The organism is Pseudarthrobacter sp. N5 (genome assembly GCF_050157035.1).
Taxonomy (GTDB): domain Bacteria; phylum Actinomycetota; class Actinomycetes; order Actinomycetales; family Micrococcaceae; genus Arthrobacter.
The window spans coordinates 3,505,906-3,521,245 of record NZ_CP189593.1 but is presented as its reverse complement, the minus strand read 5'-3'; the positions used below and the strand labels follow the sequence as shown (position 1 = coordinate 3,521,245).

Annotated in this window: 13 protein-coding genes and 2 pseudogenes; 6 read left to right on the top strand and 9 right to left on the bottom strand. The window is 65.2% G+C overall.

All coding sequences use genetic code 11. The annotated features are described in order from the left end of the window. Window positions 1–63 precede the first annotated feature (63 nt). Window positions 64–750 carry a potassium channel family protein gene (locus ACQCST_RS16920; protein ID WP_426996878.1) on the bottom strand — a complete coding sequence of 229 codons (687 nt, stop codon included), beginning with the start codon at window positions 748–750 and terminating at the stop codon, window positions 64–66. After that, complete coding sequence (locus ACQCST_RS16915; protein ID WP_426996877.1) at window positions 743–2,176, bottom strand: TrkH family potassium uptake protein; 1,434 nt, start codon at window positions 2,174–2,176, stop codon at window positions 743–745. The genes ACQCST_RS16920 and ACQCST_RS16915 overlap by 8 nt, the downstream gene beginning before the upstream one ends. Before the next feature lie 104 nt (window positions 2,177–2,280). Between ACQCST_RS16915 and ACQCST_RS16910 the strand changes: the two genes are divergently transcribed. After that, on the top strand, window positions 2,281–3,492 hold the full coding sequence (locus tag ACQCST_RS16910; protein WP_426996876.1) for an acetoin utilization protein AcuC: 1,212 nt from the start codon (window positions 2,281–2,283) through the stop codon (window positions 3,490–3,492). Window positions 3,493–3,520: 28 nt separating this feature from the next. Here ACQCST_RS16910 and ACQCST_RS16905 read toward each other — a convergent pair whose 3' ends face one another. Next, window positions 3,521–4,006 (bottom strand): hypothetical protein, encoded by a 486-nt coding sequence (locus tag ACQCST_RS16905; RefSeq protein WP_426996875.1) that lies wholly within the window; start codon window positions 4,004–4,006, stop codon window positions 3,521–3,523. A gap of 172 nt (window positions 4,007–4,178) precedes the next feature. On the opposite strand from ACQCST_RS16905, the gene ACQCST_RS16900 reads away from it, so the two are divergent. Beyond that, window positions 4,179–4,796 (top strand): ArsR/SmtB family transcription factor, encoded by a 618-nt coding sequence (locus ACQCST_RS16900; RefSeq protein ID WP_426996874.1) that lies wholly within the window; start codon window positions 4,179–4,181, stop codon window positions 4,794–4,796. A 215-nt stretch (window positions 4,797–5,011) separates the two neighbouring features. After that, window positions 5,012–6,352 carry an NADP-specific glutamate dehydrogenase gene (gdhA, locus tag ACQCST_RS16895; RefSeq protein ID WP_426996873.1) on the top strand — a complete coding sequence of 447 codons (1,341 nt, stop codon included), beginning with the start codon at window positions 5,012–5,014 and terminating at the stop codon, window positions 6,350–6,352. Between the two features lie 86 nt (window positions 6,353–6,438). On the opposite strand, the gene ACQCST_RS16890 is transcribed toward gdhA, so the two are convergent. Beyond that, window positions 6,439–7,755, bottom strand: a complete 1,317-nt coding sequence (locus tag ACQCST_RS16890) for an alpha-hydroxy acid oxidase (protein ID WP_426996872.1) — start codon at window positions 7,753–7,755, stop codon at window positions 6,439–6,441. A gap of 80 nt (window positions 7,756–7,835) precedes the next feature. On the opposite strand from ACQCST_RS16890, the gene ACQCST_RS16885 reads away from it, so the two are divergent. After that, window positions 7,836–8,525, top strand: coding sequence for a FadR/GntR family transcriptional regulator (locus ACQCST_RS16885; RefSeq protein ID WP_426996871.1), 690 nt, complete (start codon window positions 7,836–7,838; stop codon window positions 8,523–8,525). Window positions 8,526–8,669: 144 nt separating this feature from the next. Here the strand turns inward: ACQCST_RS16885 and ACQCST_RS16880 are convergent, their stop codons facing one another. Then, the gene (locus ACQCST_RS16880) at window positions 8,670–9,683 is read right to left on the bottom strand and encodes a LacI family DNA-binding transcriptional regulator (protein ID WP_426996870.1); all 1,014 of its coding nucleotides are present in this window, start codon (window positions 9,681–9,683) and stop codon (window positions 8,670–8,672) included. A 469-nt stretch (window positions 9,684–10,152) separates the two neighbouring features. On the opposite strand from ACQCST_RS16880, the pseudogene ACQCST_RS16875 reads away from it, so the two are divergent. Then, window positions 10,153–10,629: pseudogene (locus ACQCST_RS16875) on the top strand (Gfo/Idh/MocA family protein); the annotation flags it as partial. A gap of 2 nt (window positions 10,630–10,631) precedes the next feature. After that, a pseudogene (locus ACQCST_RS16870) lies at window positions 10,632–10,872 on the top strand (aldehyde dehydrogenase (NADP(+))); the annotation flags it as partial. 43 nt (window positions 10,873–10,915) lie between these two features. Here ACQCST_RS16870 and ACQCST_RS16865 read toward each other — a convergent pair. The 4 genes from ACQCST_RS16865 to ACQCST_RS16850 form a co-directional block, all read right to left on the bottom strand. Continuing rightward, complete coding sequence (locus tag ACQCST_RS16865) at window positions 10,916–12,133, bottom strand: NADP-dependent isocitrate dehydrogenase (protein ID WP_426999206.1); 1,218 nt, start codon at window positions 12,131–12,133, stop codon at window positions 10,916–10,918. 78 nt (window positions 12,134–12,211) lie between these two features. Then, complete coding sequence (locus tag ACQCST_RS16860) at window positions 12,212–12,610, bottom strand: hypothetical protein (RefSeq protein WP_426996869.1); 399 nt, start codon at window positions 12,608–12,610, stop codon at window positions 12,212–12,214. Between the two features lie 279 nt (window positions 12,611–12,889). Next, complete coding sequence (locus tag ACQCST_RS16855) at window positions 12,890–14,611, bottom strand: SulP family inorganic anion transporter (protein ID WP_426996868.1); 1,722 nt, start codon at window positions 14,609–14,611, stop codon at window positions 12,890–12,892. Continuing rightward, window positions 14,608–14,985, bottom strand: coding sequence for an ArsR/SmtB family transcription factor (locus ACQCST_RS16850; RefSeq protein ID WP_426996867.1), 378 nt, complete (start codon window positions 14,983–14,985; stop codon window positions 14,608–14,610). Before ACQCST_RS16850 ends, ACQCST_RS16855 begins: the two co-directional genes overlap by 4 nt. Window positions 14,986–15,340 lie beyond the last annotated feature (355 nt).

Below are 15,340 nucleotides of genomic sequence, written 5' to 3'. Positions count from 1 at the left end.
CGTTGCCACGCACATCCACGCGAATCCGCACTTCATCACAGAATGGCTGGAATATCAGGATCCCTACGGGCGTGCCGCGAACCGTTCCAGCAGATCCACATGCCCTGAAACGATGAGCATGTCCCGGGAGGAGACCTTGGTCTCCGGCCGCGCGTAGGTGAAGTCTTCACCGGGCGACTTCACGCCCACAATCGTCACGCCGTACTTGGACCGGACCTTGGATTCGTCGAGGGTGAAGCCCACCGTTTCACGCGGCGGGTACATCTTCACGATCGCGAAGTCGTCGTCGAACTCGATGAAGTCCAGCATGCGCCCGGACACCAGGTGCGCGGCCCGGACACCGGCGTCCGCCTCCGGGTAGATCACATGGTTGGCCCCGATCCGGGTGAGGATCTTGCCGTGCGAGGGGGTGATGGCCTTGACCCAGAGGTGCTGGATCCCGAGGTCCACCAAGTTCACCGTGATCAGCACCGACGACTCGATGGACGTTCCCACACCCACCACGGCTGAGCTGAATTCCTGCGCTCCCAGCTGGCGGAGGGCATCGATGTTGGTGGCGTCAGCCTCCACCACATGGGTCAGTACGCCGGCCCATTTCTGCACCAGATTGCGGTCGCGCTCTATGGCCAGCACCTCGCGGCCCTGCTTGACCAACTGCTCGGCAGTGGCGGCGCCAAATCGGCCCAGCCCGATCACCAGGACAGGAGCGTTGTGGGCGGGACGGTTGGACGCGCCTGAGGAACTAGCCAATGATCGGTCTCTCTTCCGGGTAGTGGTAAAGCTGGCTGCGCTGGCGCAATGCCAGCGCAGCGGCGAGGGTGACGGTCCCCACGCGCCCTGCAAACATCAGGGCGGACAGGACATAAACGCCCGACGGCGGCAGCTCGGCACTGAGATTGGTGCTGAGTCCCACGGTGGCAAAGGCGGAAATCGTTTCGAAGAGCACCCGGTCCAGGGACGCTCCGCTGATTTGCAGGAGCAGGAATGCACACACAGAGACGAGCGTCGCGGCTGCCACGATGACCGAGATGGCCACCCGCATGGTGCCCTGCGGGATGGTGCGGCCGTAGATTTTCACGTCGGCATCACCGCGCGCTTCAGCGACGATCGCCAGGAACATCACGGCGATGGTGGTCACCTTGATGCCGCCGGCCGTGGACGCCGAGCCGCCGCCGGCAAACATCAGGGCATCGGTGAGCAGCTTGGTGGTGGATTCCAAATGGTTCTGGTCCACCAGGTTGAAGCCGCCGGAACGGGTCATCACGGAAGCGAAGAGGGAGTGCGTGATTTTGTCGCTCACGTTCATGCTTCCGATGGTCCGCAGGTTGTCCCACTCCATCAGCGCCCACAGCACGGTGCCGGCGGTCAGCAGGATGAACGTCACCTGGATGGTCAGCTTCGTGTGCAGGTTCCATTTTTTCCAGTTGAGGCCGTTCTGCCGCAGCACCATCACCACGGGGAAACCGAGGCTGCCCAGGAACACGCCCAGCATGAGCGGAATGAGGATCCACAGATCAGTCTCGTAGGGCACAATCCCGCCGGAATGTGGCGTGAACCCGGCATTGTTGAACGCTGAAATCGCGTAGAAAATCCCGTGCCAGACAGACTGCCAGAAGCCTTCGCCCAGTGTAAGGAACCGGGGAATCAGCGCCAGCGCCAACGCCGCTTCAATGAAGACGGACGTAGTGATGACGATCCGCAGCAGGGTACCAACCTCGCCCAGGCGCCCGGCGTGGTTCATGGCCTCCTGAGCGATCAGTTTGCCGCGGACGCCCAGTTTCTTGCTGACCATCAGCGCCAGCAGCGAGGCCAGCGTCAGGGTGCCCAAGCCGCCCACGAAAATGCCGATCAAGATGATCAGCTGGCCGAAAAAGGACCAGTGAACCGCCGTCGATACAACTGTCAGTCCCGTGACGCACACGGCAGAAACAGCCGTGAACAGTGCTTGGTGCAGCGGGGTGACGTCGCCGGTGGCAGAAGCAGCCGGCAGGGACAGCAGGCCGGTGAAGAGCAGGATGACCACGCCGAACGCCACAAGGGCCAGACGTGCGGGGGAGGTATTGGCGAAGTTGTCGATGAAATCGCGCAGACCGGTAAATATCCCCAGGCTTTCCTGCTCCGGTCCGGCAGGTTGCCAGCTGGCCGGGCTCGTGGACCTCGACTGGCTTTGCGTCATGTGTGGCTTTTCCTCGGTTGAAACTGTTTCCTTGAGTAGTAAACCACTAAAGTCCCCGTGATGGTCGGGCTGGCAGGCCATCACGCTCAGGTAGCCTGTCATTGATGACTTTCCTGCCCGGACTCAGCCTCCCCGCCCTGCCGACGACGGTGGTGTGGGACACAGCCATGCTGGCCTACAATTTCGGCCCGGGGCACCCGATGGCGCCGGAACGTATGGAGCTCACAGAACGCCTTGCGCGCAGCCTGGGGCTCCTGGATCTTGAGCATGTCAACGTGGCAGTCCCGGACGTAGCATCCGACGCCGAGCTGCTCACCGTCCACAGCGCCGATTTCGTGGCAGCAGTCCGCCGGGTCAGCGAAAACCCAACGGCGACGGAGGAGCCGCGGGGGCTGGGCACCGAGGATGATCCTGCCTTTGCCGGCATGCACGAGGCCGCCGCCCGGCTGGCCGGTGGCTCGCTGCTCGCTGCCGCAGCCATTCTGGACGGTTCCGCAGTGCGTGCCGTGAACTTCGGCGGCGGAATGCACCACGCCTCGAGGGACCGCGCCAGCGGCTTCTGCATCTACAACGATTCCGCGCTCGCCGTCCAGAGACTGCTCGACGGCGGTGTGCGGCGGGTGGCCTACATCGACGTCGACGCCCACCACGGCGACGGGACGCAAAGCATCTTCTGGGATGATCCGCGGGTCCTCACCATTTCACTGCACGAGAGCGGGCTGACGCTGTTCCCCGGAACAGGGTTTGCCAACGAGACCGGCGGCCCGAACGCGCAGGGAAGTGCCGTCAACGTGGCCCTGCCAGCCGGCACCGGGGATGCCGGCTGGCTGCGGGCGTTCCACGCGATTGTGCCACAGCTGGTGGGCGCGTTTGAGCCGGAGGTCATCGTGAGCCAGCATGGCTGTGACTCGCACCGGCTGGACCCCCTCACGCACCTGAACATCAGCGTGGACGGACAGCGCGAGGCCGCCACCGCCGTCGGGAATCTTGCTTCCCGGTATTGCGGGAACCGCTGGATCGCCACAGGCGGCGGCGGGTATAACGTCACGGCTGTGGTTCCGAGATCCTGGAGCCACCTGATCGCCATCGCTGCCGGGCGGCCCGTGCCGCTCCGGACCGCCGTGCCGGAAGAATGGCGGACGTACGTTCAGGAAAAGTTCGCTGTGGCCGCGCCGGAACGCATGGGGGATGACGTGGAGCTGTGGTGGCGGTCCTGGGAAGTGGGGTTCGATCCCAACGATGCCGTGGACCGCACCGTCATGGCCACCCGTAAGGAAGTGTTCCCGCTGCACGGGCTGGATCCGTGGTTCGACTGACGTTGCTCCGGCTGGAGCCCGGCCTCCGCTAACCGGCCGGTTTTTCCGTCTGGAACACCACGCCCGCCGCACCGATCAGCCAGCCCAGCAGCGAGAGCGCGAAGGCGCCGATCAGGTCCGTTGACGCCGTGCCTTTGAACAGCCAGAGCAGAAGCACCAGCAGGCCAACTGCCATGTAGACTATGATCGCGGCGATGATCCTGCCGGACAGTTTGGCGGCAACGTCAGCGGGGCTGAAGGCGGCTGACGTCCTGGCCGCCGCAGAGGCGGTTGCCTGGTCCCGGCGGACCTCGGCGATGGTGAACCCGAGGGCAGATGCTGTCAGCGAGCTCAGGGACGTCGCCAGCACGCCCGCGGCCGTCACAAGGGCCCCGTTGAGCACAGGCGCTGTGGTCCGGCCGTCGGGCACCCAGCTACCCACCCGCAGCAGGACGGCTGCCCAGACGGCAACAAAGAGCCCCAGGAACGCTGCCGCGATGATGTTGAACATCTGCCGGCGGAAGAACTCCGTCATGTCCCCTCACCCTCATGGTCGCGCGGCCTCCGCCGGATCCCCCGGATCTGCCGGACAGACCGTGACTCCGTTGTAGCAACGCGGCAGGACGGGGGCAATAGTGCACCACCGATGCCGGGTCACGCGCAAATAGTTGATGCCATCCGGCGTATATGTCGCTAGGGTGGGATGCATGGTGACAGACGACGTATTTGCCGTCATTGCTGAGGCAACCCGGCGTGACATTCTGGTATCCCTCCGCGCGGGGGACAAAGCAGTGGGGGAGCTGGTAGATGAGCTTGAGGCCAGCCAGCCCACCATCTCCAAACACTTGAAAGTGCTTCGGGAGGCCGATCTTGTGAGCATGCGCGCGCAGGGGCAGAAGCGCTACTACGCGCTCAACCCCAAACCACTGGCGGGGATTGCCAGCTGGCTCGAGACGTTCGACGTCGGCCCCGCGGACGCCATCGCAAAGTCACCCGGCGCAAAGGCAGGCGAGGCGGCGGGCGTCAGGTTAGGCGGGGCTGCCGGGGCGAACAGCCCTCAGGGCCAGGATCCACGGTCAGCGGCCGGGACCGCGGCTGGTGGGCCAGCGGCGTCCGCGTCAACTGCCACGCAGCCGGCAGGTCCAGCCGGGGCTCCGTCAAGTGGACGGTCAGCCGGCGGCCAGTTGAGTCCCGCCGTCGTTGTTCCGGGTGGATCCGCGGCGGACGACACCGTGCCCCAGCAGATCGGCCGCACGGTCGGCCGGGCCGCGACGAAGGCCGCCGACCTTCTGGCGAACCTGCCGAAGTTCGGCCGGAAGAAGTAGCCGCCGGGCATCAAGCCAGCGTGACGCTTCTCACCTGGTGATGATTGTGTTCACCGAGAATTTCCGCATGTTTCCGTGCCTTTCGCGGGCTTCCTGCATAAATGCCTGCGTGGTCGCAATTGGTTGAGATGGAGACCCCACGACCCCCGGTGTAACCATGAAATCAATCATGGATATGTGCGCCGACCTCCGGCGCCGAGGTTTAGGGAAGTTGCATGGACTCAAGGCTAGAAGCCGTACGCGACACCGTTTTGGCGCGAAACCCGGGGGAACACGAGTTCCACCAGGCCGTGACCGAGGTTTTTGAAAGCCTGGGCCCCGTCCACGACCGGCACCCCGAATTCCTTGAAGGCGCCGTCCTCGAACGGCTGTGCGAGCCCGAGCGGCAGATTATTTTCCGGGTACCGTGGATGGACGATGCCGGCCGCGTGCAGATCAACCGCGGCTTCCGGGTGGAGTTCAACTCTGCACTCGGCCCGTACAAGGGTGGCCTCCGGTTCCATCCCTCGGTGTACCTGGGCATCGTTAAGTTCCTCGGCTTCGAACAGATCTTCAAAAACGCCCTGACCGGCATGCCGATCGGCGGCGGCAAGGGCGGTTCGGACTTCGATCCCCGCGGCCGCTCCGACGCCGAGGTCATGCGCTTCTGCCAGTCGTTTATGACCGAGCTGTACCGGCATATCGGTGAGTACACGGACGTTCCGGCGGGGGACATCGGCGTCGGAGGCCGCGAGATCGGTTATCTGTTCGGCCAGTACAAGCGCATCACCAACCGCTACGAATCAGGCGTCCTCACGGGCAAGGGAATCTCCTGGGGTGGATCCCTGGTGCGCCCGGAAGCCACCGGTTACGGCACGGTGATCTTCACCGAGGAAATGCTCAAGACCCGCGGCGGCTCCTTCGGCGGCCAACGTGTGGTGGTCTCGGGTTCAGGGAACGTGGCCATCAACGCGATCGCCAAGGCGCACGCTTTGGGCGCCACTGTGGTGGCCTGTTCCGATTCCTCCGGTTATATCGTGGACGAGGCGGGGATCGACGTCGCCCTTCTCCGCCAGATCAAGGAAGTTGAGCGCGCCCGTCTCAAGGAATATGCGGTGCGCCGCGGATCTGCTGTGTCGTATGTGGAGGGCGGTTCGGTGTGGGATGTCAACGCCACAGTGGCGCTGCCGTGCGCGACGCAAAACGAACTCGACGGCGATGCTGCAGCCCGGCTGGTCAAGAACGGCCTGGTTGCCGTGGCCGAAGGTGCCAACATGCCCTCCACGCGGGACGCCGTGGCAGTCTTCCAGGACGCCGGAATCCTGTTTGGGCCAGGCAAGGCCGCCAACGCCGGCGGTGTTGCAACGTCCGCCCTGGAAATGCAGCAGAATGCCAGCCGAGACTCCTGGAGCTTTGAACACACGGAGCGGCGGCTGACGGAGATCATGGTGGGAATCCACGACCGTTGTGCAGCCACCGCGGACGAATACGGCGCACCCGGAAACTATGTGGTGGGTGCGAACATCGGTGGCTTCGTCAAGGTTGCCGACGCCATGCTCGCCCAAGGCCTGATCTAGCCCCAATGCCCAACTAGCTCGCAGTTGCGGTCGTTCTGAGCGCTCGGAACGACCATAACTGCGAGCTAGTTTGCTTTAGAACGGGGCTACTTGCCGAGAATCCGCACGTGGTCCGGGGTGAGCTCGGAGATCTTGCTGACGCCCAGGAGGGCCATGGTGCGGGCCATGTCCTTCTCCAGGATCTGGAGGGCGCGGTCCACACCGGCCCTCCCGCCGGCCATCAGCCCGTAGAGATAGGCCCGGCCGATCAACGTGAAGTCCGCGCCAAGGGCAAGCGCGGCGATGATGTCCGCGCCGCTCATGATGCCCGTGTCCAGGATGATGGCGGCGTCGCTATTGTTTGCCTTGAACGCCGCGGATACCTCGGGCAGCAGGTGGAACGGGATGGGTGCGCGGTCCAGCTGGCGCCCGCCGTGGTTGGAGAGCACCACACCGTCGGCACCGTGGTCCACCACCTTGCGGGCGTCGTCCACGGTCTGGATGCCCTTGACCACCAGCTTCCCTTTCCAGGTTTCGCGCAGCCAGTCCAGGTCATCGAACGTCAGGGTGGGATCGAACATGGAGTTGATCAGGTCCGCCACGGTGCCCGTGTAACGCGAGAGTGAAGCGAACGTCAGGGGCTCGTGGGTGAGGAAGTTGAACCACCAGACCGGGCGGTAGGACGCGTCCAGCACGGTCTTGACGGTCAGCGCCGGCGGGATGGTCATGCCGTTGCGGACGTCGCGCAGGCGTGCACCTGCCACGGCCGTGTCTACCGTGACCATGAGGGTGTCATTGCCCGCCTTGGCGGCGCGTTCGATCAGCTCCAGGGAACGGTCCCGGTCCGTCCACAGGTACAGCTGGAACCAGTTGCGGCCATTCGGTGCTGCCGCGGCCACGTCCTCGATGGAGGCGGTGCCCATGGTGGAGAGCGTGTAGGGAATGCCGGCGGCTTCGGCGGCCTGGGAGCCGGCGTACTCGCCCTCGGACTGCATCATCCGGGTGAAGCCGGTGGGCGCGATGCCTACGGGGAGCCTGGACTGCTTGCCCAGAATGTCCGTGCTGAGGTCGATGCTGGAAACGTCACGCAGGATGCCTGGCCGGAACTCGATGTCCAGGAATGCCTCCCGGGCACGCCGCAAGGTGATCTCGGCTTCCGCCGCGCCGTCCGTGTAATCAAACGGGGCCTGAGGTGTGCGGCGCTTGGCCATGTCCCGCAGTTCCCAGATGGTGCTCGCGCGGCGAAGTCTTGCGGCGCGGCTGAACTCGGGCTTCTTGAACTGCATCAGCGGCGCCAGGTCCGAGTACTTGGGGAGGCGGCGCTTCAAGGCCGGAGGGACGCCGACGACGGCGGGCTGCGTCGGTGGCGTGGCGGGGGTTCCGTCCCCCGTGGTAGCCAGCTGGGGCTCGAGAATCTGTGTCATGACGTGCTTCTCCCTTGAATCTCTGTGGTCTAACCACACTCTAGGTCATGTGGTCCAACCACATCAAGTAAGATGACAGAATGCGCACGCACCAACTTGTCCTGCAATGGATTGAGAACCAGCTGCTCAGTGGCCGGCTCACCGTGGGCGGGCGGCTTCCGGCCGAACGCACCCTGGCCGAGCAGCTGGAGGTCTCCAGGACTTCGGTCCGCGAAGCCATCCGGATCCTGGAAGCAATGGGGGTGGTACGGGCGGGAGTGGGCTCGGGTCCGGACGCCGGCACGGTGGTGATCGCGGATCCGACGGCGGCCCTCGGCTCGGCATTGCGCCTTCACGTTGCCACCCAGCACCTGCCCGTCGCGGACATCGTGGCAACACGGGTGCTTCTCGAATCCTGGGCAGCGGCCCGTGCAAGACCCGGCGCCCCTCAGCTTGCCCAGGCGGCGGCGCTCCTGGACGAGATGGACGCCGATCCCACGGTGGATGAGTTCCTGGCCCTGGATGTCCGCTTTCATCTGGCACTCGCCGAGGCCGCCGGAAATGCTGTTGTCAGCGCCATGATGGGCTCGCTACGCGAAGCCATCCAGGGCTATGCGGGAAGGCTCACCGCCAATTTGCCGGATTGGGATGCCACTGCGGCCAGGCTCCGCGCAGAGCACCGAGAGATCCTGGCGGCCATCAGGAACGACGACGGCGTACGTGCGGGTGCGCTTGTGGCCGACCACATCGAGGGGTACTACAAGGAAGCCGGGCTGGGCACGGGAAAGTAGGCGCCAACCGCCCGGCAATCCCTGATGCGCTATCACCTGGCGTCGTTCTGAGCCCTCACAACGACGCCAAGTGATAGAGCAACGAGGTTTGTTGGTCGCGGCTTGTTGTGTGTATTCCGCGCCGGTCAGGCCCGGGTGCGTCAATCAGGCTGGGGCTGGGCCGGTGCTGCCGCGGATTTCAAGCTGGGGCTGGAACGTGCTTGCAGAGGTGGGATTGGCCTCGCCTCGGATCAGCCCCAACATCCGCTGCCAGGCCTGCCTGCCAAGGTCCGTGATGGGCACGGCCGCGGTGGTGAGCGGAGGGGTGGTGTATCGGGCGAAGGGGATGTCATCAAAACCGGTCACGGAAACATCGTCCGGAACGCGGATGCCGCGCTCATGCAGCCCGCTCAGCAGCCCCATGGCCACGAGGTCGTTGAAGGCGATGACGCCGGTGGCGCCGCTGGAAATTACGGCGTCCGCGGCCTCATGGCCGGCTTCGAAGCTGGACCCGCCCGCAAGATGCTGCAGCTCAGTGTCCGGGTGGTCCGCCAGGAACTCCGCCAGGCCAACCAGACGCTGGGCGTTGGAGGCGCTGGTGGGCGGGCCTGCCAGAAACAGTAGCTTCCGGTGGCCCAGGTCCCTCAGATGCGCCGCCACGTCCTCGATTCCCTGGCGGTAATCCACCATGAGGCTGGGTGGGGAGCCAGCGGGCGCCGGACGGTTGATAAGTACCAGTGGTTGAAGTGACGGGGCGATTTCCTGGAGTTCGGCGTCGCTCATCCGGGGCGCGCAGAGCACCAGGCCGTCGCAGCGACGCCGCGCTTCGCCGGCGAGGATGGCTTCTTCGCTGGGGACTTCTGAGGAATCGGCTATCAGCACGCGGTAGCCGTCCTGGGCGGCGGCCATGCTGAGGCCGCGGAGGATGGCCTGGAAAGTGGGGTTGGCGAGGTCCGGGACCACGATGCCGATCGTGTCGGTCTTGCCCAGTGCGAGACTGCGTCCCACGGGATTGGGCTGGTACTTCAGCTCGGCGGCTGCTGCCCGCACGCGGGCTGCGATGTCCACATCCACGGTGAAGTTCCCGTTCATAACGCGTGACACGGTGGCATGCGACACGCCGGCTTTGATTGCGACATCCGCGATGCCGATCCTGCCGGTGGCTGATCTCCTGCCCATGCGTCCTCTTTCCCTGCGCCGCTGGTTTTTCTACCGGCCCGGCGCAGCGGAAAGAATCGGCCGGCAGGGTCTTGACACAAAGCATAACGGAGTGGAAACGCTTTCCTCCGGCGGCTAGCTGTGCCCAACGAGCGAAGAGAGGCGCCGACCCGCGAAACGCTGGCGTGGGAAACCCCTGCCCTGGTGGCGACGTCGACGATTCCTATTCTGCCGGTGCTGGCCCCTGGCCCGCTGGCCCGCTTGCCCATATGCCCCTTTCCCGCCTGTGCCGGACCGTTGTTCCGGCCGGGGTTCCGGCTGGTGGTTGACGTGACCGCTAATGTCTGGACATAAAATCAATAACGCTTCGAGAAAACGCTTTCTCATTAATCTTACCGCGTCGCACAAACTGCAGGACAAACCGCCGCACAAGCCACCAGATAAGCCGCCACCCCGCAGGCAATCGAGCCTTTCGAAAGGGACACTCCTCATGGTGAACACAGCCCAGCCGCGTTCTGCAGCCACGGACACCGCCACGGACACCGCCACGGACAGAACTGCCGCGGCGCCGGGACCTGTCCAGCATGTTCCTGGAACGAAGGCCCGCATTGCCCTGATCGGCACGGGAGGACGCTCCGAAATGTACATCCGGGCCATCATCGGCCAGCACGCCGGCGTCGCCGAACTGGGACTGTCCGACGTCAATCCGGGGCGCGTGGAGTTCTACCAGCGCCTCATCCGGGAACTCGGCGGGACAACCCCGGTCCCGTCCTTCGAGCCGGGTCAGCTGACCGCATTCATCCAGGAAAACGCCATCAAATGCGTTGTGGTGATCACGCCGGACCACACCCACGCGGACTACCCCGTGGAGGCATTGGCGGCGGGCACCGACGTCGTGGTGGAAAAACCGCTGACCATCGATGCCGATGGATGCCGCCGCATCACCGAAGCTGTCCGGGCTGGGGGGGGGGGCGGGTGCTCTTTGACGGCTGGCCCACCGGTGTTGCCGTGAACTGGGCGCAGCAGCACGGCGGGCCGTACCTGGCCACCACCTCATTGTTCACCTCCGTGGGCGCGACGGCGGTGCGCAGGTTCCAGCGGCCTGTCGCCCACCAGGACGCACCGGAGAGCGTGCTGCACCCTTCCCCGGCGGGATACCAACCCGCTGGGAATCCCGCGGCGCGTGGACGGTGTGCTGGTGCTTCCGTAGCGCTGAGCCCGCGCCGTATTTATTGAGTCCCCGAAGGCCGGAATCAACCCAGGCGCGCTTTCAGGTTCCCGTCCAGGGCCAGGAGGAAGTCTTCGGTGGTCAGGTGCGCCTGGTCCGGGCCCACCAGGAGCGCCAGGTCCTTGGTCATCTTGCCGGACTCCACAGTCTTGATGACCACGTCTTCGAGCGTCCGGGCGAACTCGACTACTGCCGGGGTGTTGTCCAGCTTGCCGCGGTGCATCAGCCCGCGGGTCCAGGCGAAGATCGAGGCGATGGGGTTGGTGGACGTGGGCTTGCCCAGCTGGTGCTGGCGGTAGTGCCGGGTCACGGTGCCGTGTGCCGCTTCGGCCTCTACCGTTGTGCCGTCCGGTGTCATCAGAACCGAGGTCATCAGACCCAGTGAGCCGAAGCCCTGGGCCACGGTGTCCGACTGGACGTCGCCGTCATAGTTCTTGCAGGCCCAGACGTAGCCGCCTTCCCACTTCATCGCGGAGGCAACCATGTCATCGATCAGCCGGTGCTCATACGTCAGGCCGGCTTCCTCGAACAGGTCCTTGAATTCATCGTCGAACACGTCCTGGAACAGATCCTTGAACTGGCCGTCGTAGGCCTTCAGGATGGTGTTCTTCGTAGAGAGGTACACCGGGTAGTTCCGCTGCAGGCCGTAGGCGAACGAGGCACGGGCGAAGTCCCGGATCGAATCGTTGAAGTTGTACATGCCCATGGCCACGCCGCCGTCCTCCCCGTATGTGACGACTTCCTGCCTGATCGGCTCCGAGCCGTCGGCCGGCGTGAACGTCAGGGTCAGGGTGCCTGCACCCGGGACCTTGAAGTTGGTGGCGCGGTACTGGTCGCCGAACGCGTGCCGGCCGATGATGATCGGCTTGTTCCAGCCCGGCACCAGACGCGGGATGTTGGAGATGATGATGGGCTCCCGGAATACCACGCCGCCCACGATGTTGCGGATGGTCCCGTTCGGCGAGACCCACATCTTCTTGAGGCCGAATTCCTCAACCCGGGCCTCGTCCGGTGTGATGGTGGCGCACTTGACGCCCACGTTGTGTTCCTTGATGGCATTGGCGGCGTCCACGGTGACCTGGTCGTCGGTGGCATCCCGGTTCTGGATGGACAGATCGAAGTACTTCAGGTCCACATCGAGGTACGGGGTGATCAGGCGCTCCTTGATGAACTGCCAGATGATGCGGGTCATTTCATCGCCGTCGAGCTCCACAACGGAGCCAACAACCTTGATTTTCGAGATATTAGTCAAAGGGTTTCCTTTTGTTGGTTGGACACGGGCGTCAAGGGTCCGGCTAACGGGGGATGAAAGCCAGAAGACTTAGTCGCTTTCGTCTTCGGGAGGCACGGGGTCCGGATGCTGGCGGAGGGCGTCGAATAGTTCGGCGACGCTCATGCTTGCCGCAGCGGCAGCAGCCTTGACCGGCACCTGGGCGGCCATTGCCTCGCACAGCGACCGCACGAGATCGCCCCTCGCCTGGTCGATCCGGAGCTCGAGGGTTTCGATTTCCACGGATGCGGCGTCGATGTTTATCAGGTGTTGTTCCATCATTGGCTTCCGGGCTGTGGGGCGGGTCGGGGACATGATCGTGCCGGCAGGTGCCCAGCCGTAATCGGTTTCGCTGTACGAGCGGTTCCATTCGGCGGCGTCGGCGGGGTAGGCGGGCCGGCCCGGCCAGGCGTACTTACACGCCGGCAGTGAGCTGCGTTCGGCGGTCATGGCCGGCCTCTGTCATGCCGTTGCGCGGCTGGCCTGTCTGAGCGGCGGCCAGTCCGGTTGCGCATGTGGAGGGCGGCGAAGCCAGCGGGGATGGCTGAGGCCAGTGAGATCAGGACGATCCCCGCCGTACAGGCCACGCTCCCGGGCACCGCAGGGAGTGCGGAGAAACCGTCGAGCAGGAGTAGGGCCGCAAGAGCGAAAACCATGCAGTAATGCGGCAGGTAGTCCCGTTCCGGCCGGGATTCCGCGGGTGCTGTTGGCGGCGAAGGGCGCTCCTTATCATTCATTTCGCCGTGGTGCTGCCGGGGCTTCTGCGCGGGCTTCTGCCGGGTCCGGCCCTGGCCCGGCGTCCGGTCCTGGGTGCCCGGCGGCCCGGGCACGGACCACGTGGCTGCGGGCGTGTTCCACGGCCGGGGGCAGTTCAGCGAAGAGGTGCTTGTGGTGGCGCAGGGATTCCAGGACGCCGACACGGGTGATCAGGGCCAGGTGCCGGTCCTGGATGCCTTTGATCAGGACGGTGATCCCGCGGCGTTCGAGGGCATTGACGATGTCGGTGATGACTCTGGCACCTGTCGCGTCCAGGACCTGGAGCTGAGACATGCGGATGATGACGACGTCGGCGTTGCGGATCGCGCTGACCCGTTCCAGGACTCGTTCGGCGGCGGCGAAAAACAGGGCCCCGTCGAGGCGGAAGACGGCGATGTGCTCGTCCCCGTCCTGCGCCGGCCCCGGGATTTCCTCCCGGTGCACGCCGCTGGACCTGACCAAGGAGCGCAGGGCGAAGAACGACGCGACGGCGATGCCGATCGCCACTGCCTCGATCAGATCGAAGGACACGGTGATCACTGCCGTGATGAAGAACACGACCGTGTCTGCCCGGGTGGATCCGATGACGCTGCGCAGCGTGGCGAGGGAGACCATACGTGTAGCGGTAACCATCAGAACCCCGGCCAAAGCGGCCAGCGGGATCCGGGAGACCGGGCCGGTGGCCAAGTAGACCACGGCCAGGAGGACCAGGGCGTGTGTAATGGCTGCCAGCCGTGTCCGGCCGCCTGAGCGGATGTTCACTGCGGTGCGGGCGATGGCCCCTGTGGCGGGCATGCCGCCGAAGAAACCGGAGCCGACCGAGGCCAGGCCCTGGCCCAGGAGCTCACGGTCGGCATCATAGGGGCCGGTATCGGAGATCGACGCGGCAACCCGGGCCGAGAGCAGCGATTCGATCGCTGCGAGGGCAGCGATCGTGGCCGCCGGCCCGGCCAGCGCCGTTATGGTCGCCCAATCCAGGGAAGGCATGACCGGTGCCGGCAGCGTGTCGGGCAGGGAGCCTATCCGGGCCACCGGAAGGTCCAGCACCTGGGCGGCAATACTGGCCACGACGATTGCGATCAGCGAGCCAGGGATCTGCGGGTGGATCCGTGGTGCTGCAAGCATGATCAGCGCCACCAGAACCACCAGCGCCGCCGGGGCAAGGGCTGCCGCCGGGGACACCGTTCCGAGGCCCTGCATGGCCGAAGCAGCGGCATTGCTGCTTGACCCTGCTTTGACCCCGAACGCAGCCGGAACCTGCTGCAGGAAGATAATCACCGCAATCCCGAGGGTGAAGCCCTCGATCACGGGCCAGGGTAGGAAGGTGACCACGCGGCCTAGTTTCAGCAACCCGGCCGCAACGACGATCACCCCGGCAAGGACAGAGACCGCGGCCAGGGCTCCCGGGCCGTGAGCGGCAATGACCGGACCAAGAACCACGACCATGGCGCCGGTGGGGCCGGAGACCTGGATGTTGGAACCTCCGAAGACGGCGGCGATCACACCGGCGATCACGGCGGTGATCAGTCCGCTGGCCGCTCCGGCGCCGGAGCTGACCCCGAACGCCAACGCCAGCGGCAGCGCAACGATGCCCACCGTGACGCCCGCGACCAGGTCCCCTTTCCAGGTGCGCGGCAAATCCGCGTAGTCTTGCCGGCCCGGCAACAGTGCCCGCGCCGCATCCAGCGCCCTCATCGGATGCTGCCTCCTGCTGCCCCCTGGGAGGCTGCCTCGGAGTGCTCGAGTTGCTCCCGGGTGGTGTGCAGCATGTCATTGAGCAGCAGCCTCGCCACCTCCAGAAGCCCGGCTACCTGCGGGTACGCCAGCGAATAGAACATCTGCAGCGCCCGACGCTCTCCCCGGACCAGATGGTAACGGCGCAGCACGGAGAGGTGCTGGGACAGATGCGAGGCCTCCAGGCCTGTTGCGGCCAGAAGGTCCGTCACTGACACCTCGGGCGCTGCCGACAGCAGCTCCAGCACGCGGATCCGCACCGGATGGGCCAGGCCCTTGAAAAGGTTGGCCTTGACCTCGTACAGCGGCGCCCGGAAATCCGAGAATTCTTCCATGCCTGCCTCCCGGCCGATCACCATAAGCTCTTGCTTGACTATTTTATAGATCCATCATCCAATATAACAGGGATCGGAGCCGATCCGCTCCTCCTGGCCCGGCGTTCCGATAGCCCGGACGGACACTCCGTACCGGCCCACGGGATCCGCAGGAACTTTTCACGGATTTTTCCCGGCACAACCCCGGCGCCGGCACAGCCCGCGGCCAGGTCCTCGCGGACGCCGCACCGGGACTGCAAGTGCTCGAAGGACTCCTTGCCGAACCGGCCGGTGCACGGCCCGCCGCATCCCGGCTCAGGGTTGAGACCGGACTGCTCATCGGCACCGTGCTGGTCAGGAATCCTCCCGACGCTGG

Bases quoted from the DNA above. Each gene is read 5' to 3' on its own strand.
- ACQCST_RS16915 (WP_426996877.1), bottom strand. From the start codon at position 2,176: ATGACGCAAAGCCAGTCGAGGTCCACGAGCCCGGCCAGCTGGCAACCT.
- ACQCST_RS16910 (WP_426996876.1), top strand. From the start codon at position 2,281: ATGACTTTCCTGCCCGGACTCAGCCTCCCCGCCCTGCCGACGACGGTG.
- ACQCST_RS16905 (WP_426996875.1), bottom strand. From the start codon at position 4,006: ATGACGGAGTTCTTCCGCCGGCAGATGTTCAACATCATCGCGGCAGCG.
- ACQCST_RS16900 (WP_426996874.1), top strand. From the start codon at position 4,179: ATGGTGACAGACGACGTATTTGCCGTCATTGCTGAGGCAACCCGGCGT.
- gdhA (WP_426996873.1), top strand. From the start codon at position 5,012: ATGGACTCAAGGCTAGAAGCCGTACGCGACACCGTTTTGGCGCGAAAC.
- ACQCST_RS16890 (WP_426996872.1), bottom strand. From the start codon at position 7,755: ATGACACAGATTCTCGAGCCCCAGCTGGCTACCACGGGGGACGGAACC.
- ACQCST_RS16885 (WP_426996871.1), top strand. From the start codon at position 7,836: ATGCGCACGCACCAACTTGTCCTGCAATGGATTGAGAACCAGCTGCTC.
- ACQCST_RS16880 (WP_426996870.1), bottom strand. From the start codon at position 9,683: ATGGGCAGGAGATCAGCCACCGGCAGGATCGGCATCGCGGATGTCGCA.
- ACQCST_RS16860 (WP_426996869.1), bottom strand. From the start codon at position 12,610: ATGACCGCCGAACGCAGCTCACTGCCGGCGTGTAAGTACGCCTGGCCG.
- ACQCST_RS16855 (WP_426996868.1), bottom strand. From the start codon at position 14,611: ATGAGGGCGCTGGATGCGGCGCGGGCACTGTTGCCGGGCCGGCAAGAC.
- ACQCST_RS16850 (WP_426996867.1), bottom strand. From the start codon at position 14,985: ATGGAAGAATTCTCGGATTTCCGGGCGCCGCTGTACGAGGTCAAGGCC.